This is a genomic window from Pseudomonas gozinkensis (assembly GCF_014863585.1).
Lineage (GTDB): Bacteria > Pseudomonadota > Gammaproteobacteria > Pseudomonadales > Pseudomonadaceae > Aquipseudomonas > Aquipseudomonas gozinkensis.
Genome location: NZ_CP062253.1, coordinates 387267 through 402353 on the forward strand (window position 1 = coordinate 387267; position 15087 = coordinate 402353).

14 protein-coding genes are annotated in these 15087 nt (G+C 59.8%); 7 read left to right on the forward strand and 7 right to left on the reverse strand.

Annotated features, from left to right (window positions below; all coding sequences use genetic code 11):
• Positions 1 to 95: 95 nt before the first annotated feature.
• The 3 genes from IHQ43_RS01715 to IHQ43_RS01725 are packed head-to-tail and all read right to left on the reverse strand — an operon-like array spanning position 96 to position 3654.
• Positions 96 to 368: an oxidative damage protection protein gene (locus IHQ43_RS01715; RefSeq protein WP_007952551.1), complete on the reverse strand. Its 273-nt coding sequence runs from the start codon at positions 366 to 368 to the stop codon at positions 96 to 98.
• Positions 365 to 1432, reverse strand: a complete 1068-nt coding sequence (gene mutY / locus IHQ43_RS01720; RefSeq protein WP_192563165.1) for an A/G-specific adenine glycosylase — start codon at positions 1430 to 1432, stop codon at positions 365 to 367. The genes IHQ43_RS01715 and mutY overlap by 4 nt, the downstream gene beginning before the upstream one ends.
• Entirely contained in the window at positions 1429 to 3654 is a 2226-nt protein-coding gene (locus IHQ43_RS01725; protein WP_192563166.1) for an AsmA family protein, read from the reverse strand. The genes mutY and IHQ43_RS01725 overlap by 4 nt, the downstream gene beginning before the upstream one ends.
• Positions 3655 to 4009: 355 nt before the next feature.
• On the opposite strand from IHQ43_RS01725, the gene IHQ43_RS01730 reads away from it, so the two are divergent.
• The 6 genes from IHQ43_RS01730 (at position 4010) to hisF (ending at position 9021) form a co-directional block, all read left to right on the forward strand.
• Complete coding sequence (locus IHQ43_RS01730; protein WP_192563167.1) at positions 4010 to 5674, forward strand: OFA family MFS transporter; 1665 nt, start codon at positions 4010 to 4012, stop codon at positions 5672 to 5674.
• A gap of 294 nt (positions 5675 to 5968) precedes the next feature.
• Positions 5969 to 6562, forward strand: coding sequence for an imidazoleglycerol-phosphate dehydratase HisB (hisB, locus tag IHQ43_RS01735; protein WP_192563168.1), 594 nt, complete (start codon positions 5969 to 5971; stop codon positions 6560 to 6562).
• Entirely contained in the window at positions 6562 to 7200 is a 639-nt protein-coding gene (gene hisH / locus IHQ43_RS01740; protein WP_192563169.1) for an imidazole glycerol phosphate synthase subunit HisH, read from the forward strand. Before hisB ends, hisH begins: the two co-directional genes overlap by 1 nt.
• Entirely contained in the window at positions 7201 to 7461 is a 261-nt protein-coding gene (locus tag IHQ43_RS01745; RefSeq protein ID WP_011332018.1) for a DUF2164 domain-containing protein, read from the forward strand.
• Between the two features lie 42 nt (positions 7462 to 7503).
• Positions 7504 to 8241, forward strand: coding sequence for a 1-(5-phosphoribosyl)-5-[(5-phosphoribosylamino)methylideneamino]imidazole-4-carboxamide isomerase (gene hisA / locus IHQ43_RS01750; RefSeq protein ID WP_003220753.1), 738 nt, complete (start codon positions 7504 to 7506; stop codon positions 8239 to 8241).
• A 9-nt stretch (positions 8242 to 8250) separates the two neighbouring features.
• Complete coding sequence (gene hisF / locus IHQ43_RS01755; RefSeq protein ID WP_007897430.1) at positions 8251 to 9021, forward strand: imidazole glycerol phosphate synthase subunit HisF; 771 nt, start codon at positions 8251 to 8253, stop codon at positions 9019 to 9021.
• 51 nt (positions 9022 to 9072) lie between these two features.
• Here the strand turns inward: hisF and IHQ43_RS01760 are convergent, their stop codons facing one another.
• On the reverse strand, positions 9073 to 10539 hold the full coding sequence (locus tag IHQ43_RS01760) for a trypsin-like serine peptidase (protein ID WP_192563170.1): 1467 nt from the start codon (positions 10537 to 10539) through the stop codon (positions 9073 to 9075).
• Positions 10540 to 10757: 218 nt separating this feature from the next.
• Here IHQ43_RS01760 and IHQ43_RS01765 point away from each other — a divergent pair, with 218 nt between their 5' ends.
• Complete coding sequence (locus tag IHQ43_RS01765; protein WP_192563171.1) at positions 10758 to 11513, forward strand: substrate-binding periplasmic protein; 756 nt, start codon at positions 10758 to 10760, stop codon at positions 11511 to 11513.
• On the opposite strand, the gene IHQ43_RS01770 is transcribed toward IHQ43_RS01765, so the two are convergent.
• From IHQ43_RS01770 to IHQ43_RS01780, 3 genes are all read right to left on the reverse strand, one after another.
• A complete protein-coding gene (locus IHQ43_RS01770) occupies positions 11494 to 12867 on the reverse strand; it encodes a Vps62-related protein (protein WP_192563172.1) in 1374 nt (457 codons plus the stop codon). The two genes, IHQ43_RS01765 and IHQ43_RS01770, sit on opposite strands and share 20 nt — an antisense overlap.
• Positions 12868 to 12983: 116 nt before the next feature.
• Complete coding sequence (locus tag IHQ43_RS01775) at positions 12984 to 13760, reverse strand: divergent polysaccharide deacetylase family protein (protein WP_192563173.1); 777 nt, start codon at positions 13758 to 13760, stop codon at positions 12984 to 12986.
• A 2-nt stretch (positions 13761 to 13762) separates the two neighbouring features.
• Positions 13763 to 15082: a S41 family peptidase gene (locus tag IHQ43_RS01780; RefSeq protein WP_192563174.1), complete on the reverse strand. Its 1320-nt coding sequence runs from the start codon at positions 15080 to 15082 to the stop codon at positions 13763 to 13765.
• Positions 15083 to 15087 lie beyond the last annotated feature (5 nt).

Below are 15087 nucleotides of genomic sequence, written 5' to 3' on the forward strand. Positions count from 1 at the left end.
CATTAAAAGGGTTTTTCGGATTTACGTCAACGACTTTTTTAAAATTTCTTAAATTAATTCCGTCGCTTACGATCCGACCCCCGATTTCGCGGGGTTTACTCTGCAGGCGGAACGTAGCCTTCGGCCTGAGCGTATTCCTCGCCGGAGAAGTACTTGTCCATTTCGCCCTGAAGAAATTTGCGGTCTTCGGCGTTCATCATGTTCAGGCGTTTTTCGTTGATCAGCAGGGTCTGGTGTTTCTGCCAGTCAGCCCAGGCCTTGGCCGAGACGTGTTCGAAAATATCCTGGCCCTTGGCGCCCGGGTACGGTGGGCGCTCCAGACCTTCGAGTTGTTCTTTGTACTTGCGGCACATTACGGTGCGGGTCATGTCGACTCTCCTGCATTCAAGACGGCGGCCGCGCGTTCGAGCAAGGTCTTGACCGGGGCGGCGAGGCCCAGGCGCGGCGGGGTGGCGAGGTTATACCAGAGCCAGTCGGCCTCGGCCACGTGACCGCCGGCCTCCTGAACCTGAACCAGCCAGGGTTCGATGGACAGCTGGAAGTGGCTGAAGGTGTGGACAAGGCTCGGCAGCGCCTGCTGCTCGCCCAGTTCCAGCGAGTGCTGCGCGGCGAGGTGTTGCAGGTCGTCGAGGTCGTCGAGTTCCGGCAGGCTCCACAAACCGCCCCACAATCCGCTGGAGGGGCGGCGGTAAAGCAGAATCGCGCCGTCCTCGTTGGCCAGCAGCGGCATCAGCGTGCGTTTCTGCGGGATGGCCTTGCGCGGCTTGGGGATCGGGTAACGCGTCTCCAGGCCGAGCATGTGCGCTTCGCAGCCCTTTTCCAGCGGACACAGCAGACAGCTCGGCTTGCTGCGGGTGCAGAGCGTGGCGCCCAGATCCATCATCGCCTGGGTATAGGCGTTGACCCGATCCTGCGGCGTGAAGCGCTCGGCATTGGCCCACAGCTGTCTGGCGACTTTCGGCTCGCCGGGGTAGCCCTCCTGCGCGGTAAAGCGCGCCAGCACCCGTTTGACGTTACCGTCGAGGATCGGCGCGCGCAGGCCCATGCTGATGCTGGCAATCGCGCCGGCAGTCGACAGGCCGATGCCCGGCAAGTCCGTGAGCTTCTCGACATCGCGTGGAAACTCGCCGCCGTACTGGCTGACGACAATCTTCGCGGTCTTCTGCAGATTGCGCGCGCGGGTGTAGTAACCCAGCCCGGTCCACAGGTGCAGCACTTCGTCCTCCGGCGCTTCGGCCAGGGCTTCGACCGTCGGCAGTGCGGCCATGAAGCGGTCGAAGTAATTGAGCACGGTGCTGACCTGAGTCTGCTGCAACATGATCTCGGACACCCACACCCGGTACGGGTTGATGTTCTGTTGCCAGGGCAAATCATGGCGTCCGTGGCGGTCGAACCATTCCAGCACCGCCGTGGAAAACTGCTCCGCTCTCATCGCTTGAACAGCCCCTTCAATGCGTTTTTCAGTTCCGGGCTGACTTTGTCGCCCAGTTTCTCGTCGATTTTTTCGCTGATCTTGTCGCCGGCCAGTTTGGTCGCGACCTGGCCCATGCGTTCGTTGTCCACGCGGCAGGCCTTGGCGCCCAGCTCAAGCGGACCACGGCAACGCAGCGGCCACTCGATGCCGACGAATTTGTCGCCGACCTGGCAGGCCGGATCCGGCATGGCGCTGGTATCGCCTTCGACGATGATGCCGACGCGATAGTCCATTCCGAGCACTTTCAGGTCGATATCGCCGTCACCGTTGACGCTCATGCCGGGAATACGCACTTTCAGGTCCGGGTTGCTGGCCACGCCGTTGCGGAAGGTCAGGTTGCCCTTGAGCTCCTGGAACGGCGTGTCCTTGCCGCGCGGTTCGCCGCTCAGGGATTTGCGGTTGAGGGTGGCGATGCCCTTGCACAGTTGCTGTTCAAGGTTGGCGTTGAGCAGCACGCCGTTGTTGATCACGAAACTGGCGTTGCCGTTGAGGGTTTCGATCAGCGCCTGCTGGCTGTTGCCGCTGCCGGTGACGGTGCTGGTGAGATTGACCAGACCTTTGACCGGCGGGTTCTTGCCCTGGCTTTCGAGGATTTTCTCCACCGGCACCCGGTTGATCCGGGTTTGCAGGTTCAGCACTGGCGCGGTCTGGCGCACGTCCAGCGTGCCCTTGGCTTCGAAGTCGCCGTTGTACAACTCGCCGCGCAGGTTCTCCAGGGTCAGCAGGCCGCCCTGGCCGGAGGCCTTGAGAGCGGCGTTCTGGATCGGCAGCTTGTCGAGGATCAACTGGCCGAAGGTCAAGTCGGCGTTCACGTCGAGCTTGCTCAGGCGCTCAACAGGGAACAGGCGCTCGGTGCTCCAGGCGCTTTTGCTCGGTTTCTCCGGCAGCGGCGTACTGCCGGCACCGGCCATCGCATCAGCCTCGGTGCTGGCGACTTCGGCCTGACGGACCTGGGTGGCGTTGTTGGCTTTTTCCGATTTCGGCGGCAGGTAACGGTCGACGTTGAAGGTGTCGGCCTTGAGGATCGCCCGCAGCGATTGCTTGGCGAAATCTTCGACGGCGATGCGACCGCTGAAATTGCTGTCGTCGAGCTTGAGGTTGATGTTGTCCAGCGAAACGCTGGTCGGCGTCGCGGCGACACGGCTGACCAGTTCAACCTTGCTCAGGCTGCCTTCGGCCATGGCCGGCAAGGTCTGGCCGATGCTGTCGACGAATTTCGCCAGGTCGAACTGGGCGATGGAAATCCCGCCGGTGATCTGTGGCGTTTTGTCCAGATCGTTGGCTTTCAGCTCACCCAGTGCGCGCAGCTGATTGACCGACAATTTGATGCCGGTCCATTCGGCGACGTTGGCGGCCTTGTCCAGCAACAATTGCCCTTGGGCGGCGAAGGTCACGGTCTTGCCTTGCAGCGGATCGCCGGCAACTTCGCCGGACAGCTTCAGGTCTTCGAACTTGTAGCGTTGCAGGGCGCGCTCGAAGCGCAGCTCGCCGTTGAGCTCGGTGCGCACCCGCAGCACAGGCTGGTTGGTGCCGAGGAACGCGGTGGCCTTGACCGGAATGTTGGTCGAATCGTGAACCGCGCCGGTGCTCAACTGGATGCTTTCGGCGCTGAATTGCTTGCCGGTCAGCTCGTCGTTGTACTCCACGCGGGCGTTGTTGACGGTAAGGCTGTCGATGTCGAGACGGATCGGCTGGGCCGGTTTTTCCGGTTGCGCAGTGGCCTCGGGGGCGGATTCGGCCGTTGTGGTCGGCGCAGGTGTGCTGCCGGCCTTCGGCGGCACCTTGCCGATGTCTTCCCAGTTGCCATGACCATTCTTGTCACGATTCAGGCGAAGGTTCAGGCCTTCGACGCGCACGTCGCTCATCTGCACTTCGCGGCGCAGCAACGGCAGTACCCGCACGGACAGGCCGAGCATCTGCAGGTCGGCAAACGGTTCGGCAGGCTTGGCCAGGGTCGCGACGCTGGCCTCGTGCAGTTCCAGGCCGAGCCACGGGAACAGGCTCCAGCCGATATCGCCATTGAGCGTCAGCTCGATGTGGGCCTTGTCGCGGGCAATCTGGCGGATCTCGTCTTTGTAGTCGTTGGGATCAAACAGGTGGGTCAGGGCGAAGCCCGCCGCCACAATGATCAGCAACAGCCCGAGAAGTACCAGACCCAGGATTTTGCCGAACGCTTTCATGGGCGAGTCCTTGTAAGTAGTCGAATTCTTGATTTAGCCGGGGAGTATAGCGCTGCATCACCCCGCGCTGTTGCGGTGTCCCGTGCAGCCTGCTGAACCGCGATGTACAGCGCTTCGACAACGATCGGCATCGGGGTTCCCCGGCGACAGGAGATCAGATGACACGAAAAAGGTGATATCAGTTTGGTTTTTCTGTCACGTGCAAATGGTAACCTTCGCCCGTTCGTCCGCCCATCTGCGACTTAACGTCGCGCTTTCAAGGAGCTTCACCCGCAAAAAACGGTCATGCCTGCGTGCATAAAGGCCGGGGGTGAGCAGTGGCTGGCGAACCATACTAATAATTGGGGGATACACAATGAGCACGACCATTACGGCGGACGGCTTCAAAGCCGATCAGCCCGGGTTCCTGTCCAAGGAACGCATCATCGCCAAGCCCGGTTTCAACCGTTGGCTGGTCCCGCCGGCCGCTTTGGCCATTCACCTGTGCATCGGCATGGCCTATGGCTTCTCGGTGTTCTGGTTGCCGCTGTCCAAGGCGCTGGGCGTGACCGCTCCGGTGGCTTGCGCACCGGACATGAGCTTCATCGCACAAGTTTTCTCGTCGCAATGCGACTGGCCGATCTCCATGCTCGGCTGGATCTACACCCTGTTCTTCATCTTCCTCGGCTGCTCGGCAGCGATCTGGGGCGGCTGGCTCGAACACGCAGGTCCTCGCAAGGCCGGTGTTGTATCGGCACTGTGCTGGTGCGGCGGTCTGCTGATTTCCGCGCTGGGTATCTATACCCACCAGATCTGGCTGATGTGGATCGGCTCCGGCGTGATCGGCGGTATCGGTCTGGGTCTGGGCTATATCTCGCCGGTGTCGACCCTGATCAAGTGGTTCCCGGACAAGCGCGGTATGGCGACCGGCATGGCGATCATGGGCTTCGGTGGTGGCGCGATGGTCGGTGCGCCACTGGCGACGGCTCTGATGAGCCACTTCGCTTCGCCGGCTGGTGTGGGCGTGTGGCAGGCCTTCGTGGCGATGGCTGCAATCTACTTCGTGTTCATGATCGGTGGCGCACTGGCTTACCGCGTACCGCCAACCGGCTGGAAGCCTGAAGGCTGGACCGCACCGGCGAAGAAAGCGTCGAACGCGATGATCACCCACCGTCACGTTCACGTGAATGTGGCGTGGAAAACCCCGCAATTCCGTCTGGTGTGGCTGGTGTTGTGCCTGAACGTGTCCGCCGGTATCGGCATCCTCGGCATGGCTTCGCCACTGTTGCAGGAAGTGTTCGGCGGCAAGCTGCTGGGTAATGATCTGCCGTTCGGTCAACTGGACGCCGGTCAGCTGGCTTCCATCGCTGCGATTGCAGCCGGTTTCACCGGTCTGCTGAGCCTGTTCAACATCGGCGGTCGCTTCTTCTGGGCGTCGTTCTCGGACTACCTGGGCCGCAAGAACACTTACTTCGTGTTCTTCGCGCTGGGTTTTGCGCTGTACGCACTGATCCCGAACCTTGGTCACCTGGGCAACGTTGCCCTGTTCGTGGCGGCGTTCTGCATCATCTTGTCGATGTACGGCGGTGGTTTCGCGACCGTTCCGGCGTATCTGGCCGACCTGTTCGGTACGCAGATGGTCGGTGCGATCCACGGTCGTCTGCTGACGGCCTGGGCCGCCGCTGGCGTGCTGGGTCCGGTACTGGTGAACTACCTGCGTGAATATCAGCTGAGCATCGGCGTTGAACGCGCTGCCGCTTACGACATCACCCTGTACATCCTCGCTGGTCTGCTGGTGCTGGGTTTCCTGTGCAACCTGCTGGTGCGCCCGGTGGCCGACAAGTACTTCATGACCGACGCCGAACTGGCTGCCGAACAGGCGCTGGGCCACGACAAGGGTGCTGACGCCAGCACCGTGCTGGAGTGGAAAGCCGCGCCGGGCAGTAAGCCATTGGCGATCGCTGCGTGGCTGGTGGTGGGGATTCCGTTGGCGTGGGGTGTGTGGGTGACCCTGCAGAAGACGGCGGTTCTGTTTCACTAAGACGCTGAAGTTGCCGGCCTGATATCTCAGGCCGGCACCAACACCTGTGGGAGCGAGCTTGCTCGCGAAGAGGAGGGTAGATCGGACGACATCGCTGTCGGCTGACCCACCGCTTTCGCGAGCAAGCCCGCTCCCACATTTGTTTCCGGGTGCCTGTAATGGCTTGTATGGACATGTCTACCCGCGACAGTCGGGGCTTCTATCCGTCTGCCATATCACCTCTCGTGTTTCTGTTTCGGCCCCGCGCCCCTATAATGGCTGCCTTTTTCGCCCAATGATTTTGCGGAGCTGGTGATGGCCGAACGTAAGGCGTCTGTCGAGCGCGACACTCTGGAAACCCAGATCAAAGCCTCGATCAACCTTGATGGCACCGGAAAGGCCCGATTCGATATCGGTGTTCCTTTTCTTGAGCACATGCTGGATCAGATCGCCCGTCACGGGTTGATCGACCTGGATATCGAATGCAAGGGCGATCTGCATATCGACGACCACCATACGGTGGAAGACGTCGGTATCACCCTCGGCCAGGCCTTCGCGCAAGCCATTGGCGACAAGAAAGGCATCCGTCGCTACGGCCACGCCTACGTGCCGCTCGATGAAGCGCTGTCGCGCGTAGTGATCGACTTCTCCGGCCGTCCGGGCCTGCAGATGCACGTGCCGTACACCCGCGCCACCGTTGGCGGCTTCGACGTCGACCTGTTCCAGGAGTTCTTCCAGGGCTTCGTCAACCACGCGCTGGTCAGCCTGCACATCGACAACCTGCGTGGCACCAACACCCACCACCAGATCGAAACCGTGTTCAAGGCTTTCGGCCGCGCGCTGCGCATGGCCGTCGAGCTGGACGACCGCATGGCCGGTCAGATGCCTTCGACCAAAGGCGTCCTGTAATGCAGACGGTTGCAGTTATCGATTACGGCATGGGCAACCTGCACTCGGTGGCCAAGGCCCTGGAGCACGTCGGTGCCGGCAAGGTGCTGATCACCAGCGATGCGGCAGTGATCCGCGAAGCTGACCGTGTGGTTTTCCCCGGCGTCGGCGCGATTCGCGATTGCATGGCGGAGATCCGTCGCCTCGGTTTCGATTCGCTGGTGCGTGAAGTCAGCCAGGATCGTCCGTTTCTCGGCATCTGCGTCGGCATGCAAGCCTTGCTCGACACCAGCGAAGAGAACGACGGTGTCGACTGCATCGGCCTGTTCCCGGGCGCGGTGAAGTTCTTCGGCAAAGACCTGCATGAAGACGGCGAGCACCTGAAAGTCCCGCACATGGGCTGGAACGAAGTGAAGCAGGCGGTGGATCACCCGCTGTGGCACAACATTCCGGACCTGGCGCGTTTCTACTTCGTGCACAGCTACTACATTGCCGCCGGTAACCCGCGGCAGGTGGTCGGCAGCGGTCATTACGGCGTCGATTTCGCCGCGGCGCTGGCCGAAGGTTCGCGTTTCGCCGTGCAGTTCCACCCGGAGAAGAGCCATACCCATGGCCTGCAATTGCTGCAGAACTTCGCCGCGTGGGACGGTCGCTGGTAAATGGCCGTCAAGAAATCCAAGCCGCCGATCCTGACCCTCACTCCCGAGCAGGAGAGCGAGGCCAACCGCAAGATTCAGCGGTTCATGGAGGATCGTTTCGAACTGGACCTGGGTTCGTTCGAGGCGGCGGAAATTCTTGAGCTGTTTACCCGCGAAATTGCTCCGCACTATTACAACAGGGCGATTTTCGATGTGCAGACCCACCTCAAGGAGCGGTTTGAAAGCATCGAAAGCGACCTGTGGGCGCTCGAGAAAAACTGATTTCCGAGCCAAGCTGAACATTCAAATTTGAAGGTTTGCCAGATGCTGATTATTCCCGCTATCGATCTCAAAGACGGTGCCTGCGTACGTCTGCGCCAGGGCCGCATGGAAGATTCCACAGTGTTCTCCGATGACCCGGTGAGCATGGCTGCCAAGTGGGTGGAGGGCGGTTGCCGTCGTCTGCATCTGGTCGACCTGAACGGCGCTTTCGAAGGCCAGCCGGTCAACGGCGAAGTGGTGACCGCAATCGCCAAGCGCTACCCGACCCTGCCGATCCAGATCGGCGGCGGCATTCGTTCGCTGGAGACCATCGAGCACTACGTCAAGGCGGGCGTCAGCTACGTGATCATCGGCACCAAAGCGGTGAAGGATCCGGCGTTCGTCGCTGAAGCCTGCCGCGCATTCCCGGGAAAGATCATTGTCGGTCTGGATGCCAAAGACGGTTTTGTCGCCACCGATGGCTGGGCTGAAATCAGCACCGTGCAGGTCATCGACCTGGCCAAACAGTTCGAAGCCGACGGCGTGTCCTCGATCGTTTATACCGACATCGCCAAAGACGGCATGATGCAGGGCTGCAACGTTCCGTTCACCGCTGCGCTCGCTGCTGCCACCAAGATCCCGGTGATCGCTTCCGGCGGCATTCACAACCTGGGTGACATCAAGTCGCTGCTCGACGCCAAGGCACCGGGCATCATCGGCGCAATCACCGGCCGGGCGATCTACGAAGGCACTCTCGACGTCGCCGAAGCGCAAGCTTTCTGCGATTCGTACCAAGGCTGAGGACTGACCATGGCGCTGGCCAAACGCATCATCCCTTGCCTGGACGTGGACAACGGCCGGGTCGTCAAAGGTGTGAAGTTCGAGAACATCCGTGACGCCGGCGACCCGGTGGAAATCGCCCGTCGCTACGACGAGCAGGGTGCCGACGAGATTACCTTTCTCGACATCACCGCCAGCGTCGATGGCCGTGACACCACGCTGCACACCGTCGAGCGCATGGCCAGCCAGGTGTTCATCCCGCTGACCGTCGGCGGTGGCGTGCGGACCGTGCAGGACATCCGCAACCTGCTCAACGCCGGTGCGGACAAGGTGTCGATCAACACCGCTGCCGTGTTCAACCCGGAATTCGTCGGCGAAGCGGCGCAGCATTTCGGCTCGCAATGCATCGTCGTCGCCATCGACGCGAAGAAGGTTTCGGGTCCGGGCGAAACCCCGCGGTGGGAGATCTTCACCCACGGCGGTCGCAAGCCGACCGGCCTCGACGCGGTCGAGTGGGCGAAGAAAATGGAAGGCCTGGGTGCCGGTGAAATCCTCCTGACCAGCATGGATCAGGACGGCATGAAAAACGGCTTCGACCTCGGCGTGACCCGCGCCATCAGCGATGCGCTGGGCATTCCGGTGATCGCTTCCGGCGGCGTCGGCAACCTGCAGCATCTGGCCGATGGCATTCTTGAAGGCCACGCCAGTGCCGTGTTGGCGGCGAGTATTTTCCACTTCGGCGAATACACCGTGCAGGAAGCCAAGGCCTACATGGCCCATCGCGGCATAGTGATGCGATGAAAACGCCCCCCCTTGAAGTTGATTCTTTAAGGGGGGTAAACATTGTGTGATTTAAAATTTGTCGAAATGGTCAATTCTGACCTCTGACCTGTCGTGTATCTCGTCAAACGCAACGCTGCATAACTTGGCAGGCAAGTCCTGATCGTAGACAAATACATCCAGCTGGTCCGATTTCTGGTTGAAGCCTTCAGGGCTCTGGCAATCCGTTGTGCTGGATGGTCCCACCTTGTAGGAGTACCAGGCAGTTGCTCCGCCCGAAGTCATCCGGCTATAGCCGGATCCTTTTCTCAGGCTTAGATCGGGAAGCGGAACGACCTCGTCCTCTATCAGTTCAACAGGCAGCGACAGGGCATTTCTCAATAATCCCGGGGATAATTTCTTTTCCGGGGAGTTTGTGCCGATGATGCAAAGAAAATAGCGCCCGGTTCTTGACCCCACCTTGTTATTGATAATGGGTTCTTTCGAGCTGGTCGCGGCAGAATAACGCGATGGACTTTCGCATTGTTTTGCCACGCGCACAGTCTTGTGACGATAGAACGCGGTGTCGATCGAGAACTGGTAATCCCAAGTAGGTGCTATGGCTGCACCGCTTCTCGATATCTTGATTTTCTTGTATTTCGCCGAGGGCCTTTCATCCGTTTCTACGTTGAATGTCGGGTAAAGTTCGCAATGGTTTTCAAATAGAAAGCCGGATCGAAAGCAGCTTCTCAGGTGAGGTACGAGGTTTCCGTAAAGATTGCCTTCGATTGCGGAGTAACCCTTTTCTGTCAGGATGCAAGGTGCATGCAGGTAGCAGGGGTCTAGAGACGGGGCCGCATTTCCGGTTCCCACGACGCCGATAATTTCATTGGTGTAGCGATCCAGCAGCGGTGCCCCTGAGACGCCTCCTTTATTACTCTGACAGCGGGTCATGAAATTGTTACGCCACACCCAATCTTCTTCAATAATGTCTGGAGCCGATTGCAGCGTACAGGCTGTCATTTCCAGAGTTTTATACTCTGGTGCCCCCACAACCAGAACTTCGGAGTTTACGGCTGGCGTGCGTGTAGCCAGTTTTAGAGGTTTTATACCGTCCTCCATGAGCGTTTTCAGGCTGACATCAAGTTCGACGATGGCCATGTCGACACCTTGCATGCTGCGCCATTTCACCTTTTTCAAATTATAGGTTTTCAGTTTTTCTGAATCGCTGAAGTAATTAAATGTGATGGTTCCTTTTACCGGTTGGTTTTGCATGATTTTGCCGTTGGACAAATTGATGCAGTGGCCAGCAGTCAGAACATAGGCAGGAGGGCGCTGGATACCTGTTGTCTCCAGCGTATCAAGCAGGGTGGCGGTACATACGGTATTTGTCGTCAGGCGGCCGATACCCTGCCAGTGATCACGTGAACCATCACGGTTGTCCAGAGACATCGCGGGTAACAGACTTTTTACGCCTTCCCCATAGTCCTGAGGGGATGCCAGGCAGTTGGAGAAAGCGAATCCCAGGGTGCTGAACAGCAGTAATTTTATTGGGTGCATTGTTAACGCTCTGTGGTTTATTGGTTACAGCGAACACGCTGTGTTCGGTAACGGCAATAAATCAGGGCTCAAGGGGGGGCAGGGTGGTAGTTATGTACTACTTAAGGTATGGCGTCGCACGAACGGTGAGGCCTGATCACCATGAAGTCATAACGCCAGTAGACAGCATGGCGTACCCAAGGCACTCTTGGGCACGCCATGGATTTCGGTAGCCCGACATGATCAAACGCCTGCTTCTCGCCCTCGCCAGTGCCTCCGTGTTGTTGATCAACACCGGTCACGCCGAAGAAAGTCCCGACACCGATCTGGTGCTCCTCACCGAAAACTTCCCGCCGTACAACATGGCGAAGAACGGCAAGAATTTCGCACAGGACGAAAACATCAACGGCATCGCCACTGACATCGTGCGCGAGATGTTCAAGCGTGCCGGCATCACTTACAGCCTGACCCTGCGCTTCCCTTGGGAGCGGGTCTACAAACTGGCGCTGGAGAACCCCGGTTACGGTGCATTCGTCATGGCGCGTTTGCCGGATCGCGAAAAGCTCTTCAAGTGGGTCGGCCCGATCGGCCCGGACGACTGGGTCATGCTGGCCAAGGCTGACAGCAAGATCACCCTCGAAACCCTGAACGATGCGCGCAAATACAAGATCGGCGCCTACAAGGGCGATGCCATTGCCGAGACCCTGACCAAGCAAGGTCTGAAGCCGACGGTGGTGTTGCGTGATCAGGACAACGCCAAAAAGCTTGTCAGCGGCCAGATCGACCTGTGGGCTACCGGCGATCCTGCCGGGCGGTATCTGGCGCGGCAGGATGGCGTGACCGGGCTGAAAACCGTGCTGCGCTTCAACAGCGCCGAACTGTATCTGGCGCTGAACAAGGAAGTGCCGGACGAAGCCGTTGCCAAGCTTCAGGCCGCCCTTGATCAGATGCGCAAGGACGGGGTGGTCGAGGAAATCATGGGGCGCTATCTGTAACTGTCGACGATTCCGATGACGACTGCTGAACAGCGCTGACGCCGCCGGTAATGGTTTCCGTCGATAGACTTCCCGCCATTACAGGCATCAATGTTGCTGTCGCGACTACTTCTGGCGGGTATTCACTCATGACAAAACTGGTGTCATCGGTGTAACCAAGCGGGACGGAGACCTCAGTGCCATCCTCCCGTACCAGCTCGTAGTGACTTTCCATCTGATACACCGCAACCGATTTGAGTTTCGCCGCCATGGCGATGACGACCCGAGAGCCCGATTCGCTCCACTCGTTCGAGGACGTTTCGGTGTGAGTGAAACTCCTGGGCAGGCACGCCGAGAACTTTGTTGCCCGGAGATCACTGAGGATTGCCGCCGGCCAGGCTTTGGTGAATTCGACGGCGGTATGGCGATTGAATAACCGCATGCCCGCTGCACTTTGCGCCCTTGGCGCTTTCCATTTGATCGACTGAGTCTGTTCCGTGGTATTTCGGCCATACCCGACCAGCACATATTGGTCGGTTCTTTTCAGATCGTAGTAACGCGAATTGTGAAATCCATCATTGGGTTGAGCGTAATCCCTGACTGTGAACCACGGAAGGCGGGCAACCTGCGTGACCTTGGCCGCTCCGCTTTCGGGATTCATGTGTGTAGAAAGTACCGGAGCTTCTGCGGGTGCGCTGACTTGAACCGGAATCTGTATCCGCAACGCATACGCGGAAGGGCCGGTTGCCGGTTTGTTGTGGCTCGGGACGCCGATGAAGGTGCCGGGCACAAAGCAGATTTCGCCCGCCTTGGCGGTCGGAGGATCAATGCTCCAAGCGCTGAAGTTCAGCGTTGCACCACTGCCTTTGTCATCCCAGATCCGATCACCGAGGTCGGCAGAAACGACCAGATCGGCCCTGACGCAACGGATTGCGTTGAGTGAGGGTTTGCCGTGATCGCTGGAGCAGGTCATACCCAGCGCGACGTAGCCCTGTGGCGCAATCGGGCGCCAGATCGAAGTTCGCATGGCGGCTCCCCTCCCGGATTCTTTCCAGACGAGTTCGAAGTCGGTGGGGCGGCTGAGTGCTTTTCCCCTGGTGTGACCGTCGTCCTGGAACGCTCCCTCGCAGACCACTGCGGCGACAATTTCGCCGTTGATGGAGGTGTTGTCGGGGATGAGGATGTCTCCCAGCGGGAAGTATCCCGGCAAAAGATCAGGGGCCGGCGCAGGTCGCCAGAAAGTGGCGGGCTTGGCCTGTGAGCCGTTGCTGTTCCAGATGCGGTTGAATTCGCTGGTGAAGTTGATCAGCAGGTTATCGAGCTTGATCGGCTCCATTGGCCTGGCGGCCAATGAAGCATTGTCGTTGGTAGTCATAGTCAATCCTGATAGTTGAATGGCAACTCGAAGGAGTTGCGACCTGTTGCGGGTCTGACTATCCGGAAAGGGGGGCGATGCGAGGCGGTAACTATTTATAGGCGCGTGTTGGTTTGTTACCGGTAAATCCCTTCCTTGCCATGAGCGACCGTAGCGCGATTGCTGCGCACACTGATCATCTGTTTGATGTCGATCCAATCGATGCCTTGAGCTTTCAACTTCGGCAGCTCCCGCTCCAGCACCGCCAAAGTCTGTGGATAAGGGTGGCCGATCATCACCGCCGAACCCTGCTTGCGAGCCAGGCTGATCGCCGTCTGCAACTGGGTAAAAATTGCCGCTTCAGTGCGCTCGTCATCGAGAAACACATCCCGGGAAACACTTGCCAGGTCGATCTTTTGCGCCTGTTGCGCAGCGACGGTCTGGGCGCTGGTGCGGCTGTCGACGAAGAATTTGTGGCGGCGCTGCAACTCACCCATCAACCACGCCATCGCTACCGGTTGTGCAGTCATGCGACTGCCCATGTGGTTGTTGATGCCGGCGGTGTAGGGGACCATTTTGAACGCGGCGTTCAGCCGTTTCTCAAGTTCCTCGATGGGCAGTTCAGGGTGCCAGGCGAACGGGCCGGTGGCCGGATCCATCGGCATGTGCAGGATCACGACCTTGCCGGCGCGGTGGGCTTCGCGGGCAAATTCGGTGGCGTGCGGGGTGTCGGGCATGATTGCCGTGGTGACCGGCCCGGGCAGGGCCAGCACGCGACGATCCCGGGGCAGGTTCTGCCCCAGGTCATCGATGATCAGTGTCAGGTAGGCTTTTTGAGGTGTCGGTCTGGCAGGTTCTGCGTGAGCAGCACCCGCCAGACAGCACAGCAGGACAAAGACGAAACGCAAAGACATCCTCAACGGCCGGACGTGATGCTCAGGCCTTTGAGCAGGCTCAGGGCCTGGGCCAACTGGTAATCGTCATCCTGCGGCATGGCTTTCGGTTTGGCGCCGGAGCCGGTCGGTTTGTCCGCGCCACCGTTGCCGTTGCCCAGGTGACCCTGCAGGTCGGCTTCCTTGAAGTAGTCGCCATCCGCTTCGTTGGTGATCTTGGCCTTGCGCACTTCGATGTCCGGGACGATGCCCTGGGCCTGGATCGAGCGGCCGTTCGGCGTGAAGTACAGCGCCGTGGTGATCTTCAGCGCGCGGTCGTTGTTCAGTGGCAGCACGGTCTGCACCGAGCCCTTGCCGAAACTGGTGGTGCCCATGACCACGGCGCGTTTCTGATCCTGCAGGGCGCCGGCGACGATTTCCGAAGCCGAGGCGCTGCCACCGTTGATCAGCACGACCATCGGCACCGCTTCGCTTTCGTCCTTGCCGGTGGCGGAGAAACGCAACTCGGAGTTGGCGATCCGGCCCTTGGTGTAGACGATCAGGCCTTTGGTGATGAAGTGGTCGACCACTTCCACCGCTGCCTGCAACACACCGCCCGGGTTGTTGCGCAGGTCGAGGATGATGCCGTTGAGCTTCTTGCCGTTGTCCTTGCGCAGCTTGGCCAGGGCCTTGGAAACCTCTTCGCCGGTCTTGACCTGGAACTGGGTGATGCGGATCAGGCCATAACCCGATTCCAGCAGCTGCGCCTTGACGCTCTTCACCTGGATCACGGCGCGAGCGAGGGTCACGTCGAATGGTGTGCCGCCGTCGCGGACCAGGGTCAGGGTGATCTTCTGGCCGATCTTGCCGCGCATCTTGTCCACGGCTTCGGTCATGGTCTGGCCGCGGGTTGGTGCGCCGTTGATCTTGACGATGAAGTCACCGGCCTGGATGCCGGCCTTCGACGCAGGCGTATCGTCGATTGGCGACACGACCTTGATGAAGCCGTCTTCGGCGCCGACTTCGATGCCCAGGCCGCCGAACTCACCGCTGGTGCTTTCCTGCAACTCGGCGAAGTCTTCAGGACCGAGGTAGGCGGAGTGCGGATCGAGGTTGCTGAGCATGCCCTTGATCGCGTTTTCCAGCAGGGTCTTGTCGTCCACCGGCTCGACATAGGCGGCCTTGATCCGGTCCATGACCTCGGCAAAGGTGCGCAGCTCTTCCAGCGGCAACGGTGCCTTGCTGGTGGCAGCAGTGCCTGCCGGAGCGACAGCCGGAGCCGGTTGAGCGGCGAACGCCAGAGGCGCGCCGATCACCAGAGCGATCGTCAGGGCCAGCGAGGTAAGACGGGACAAATGCAGCATGTCGA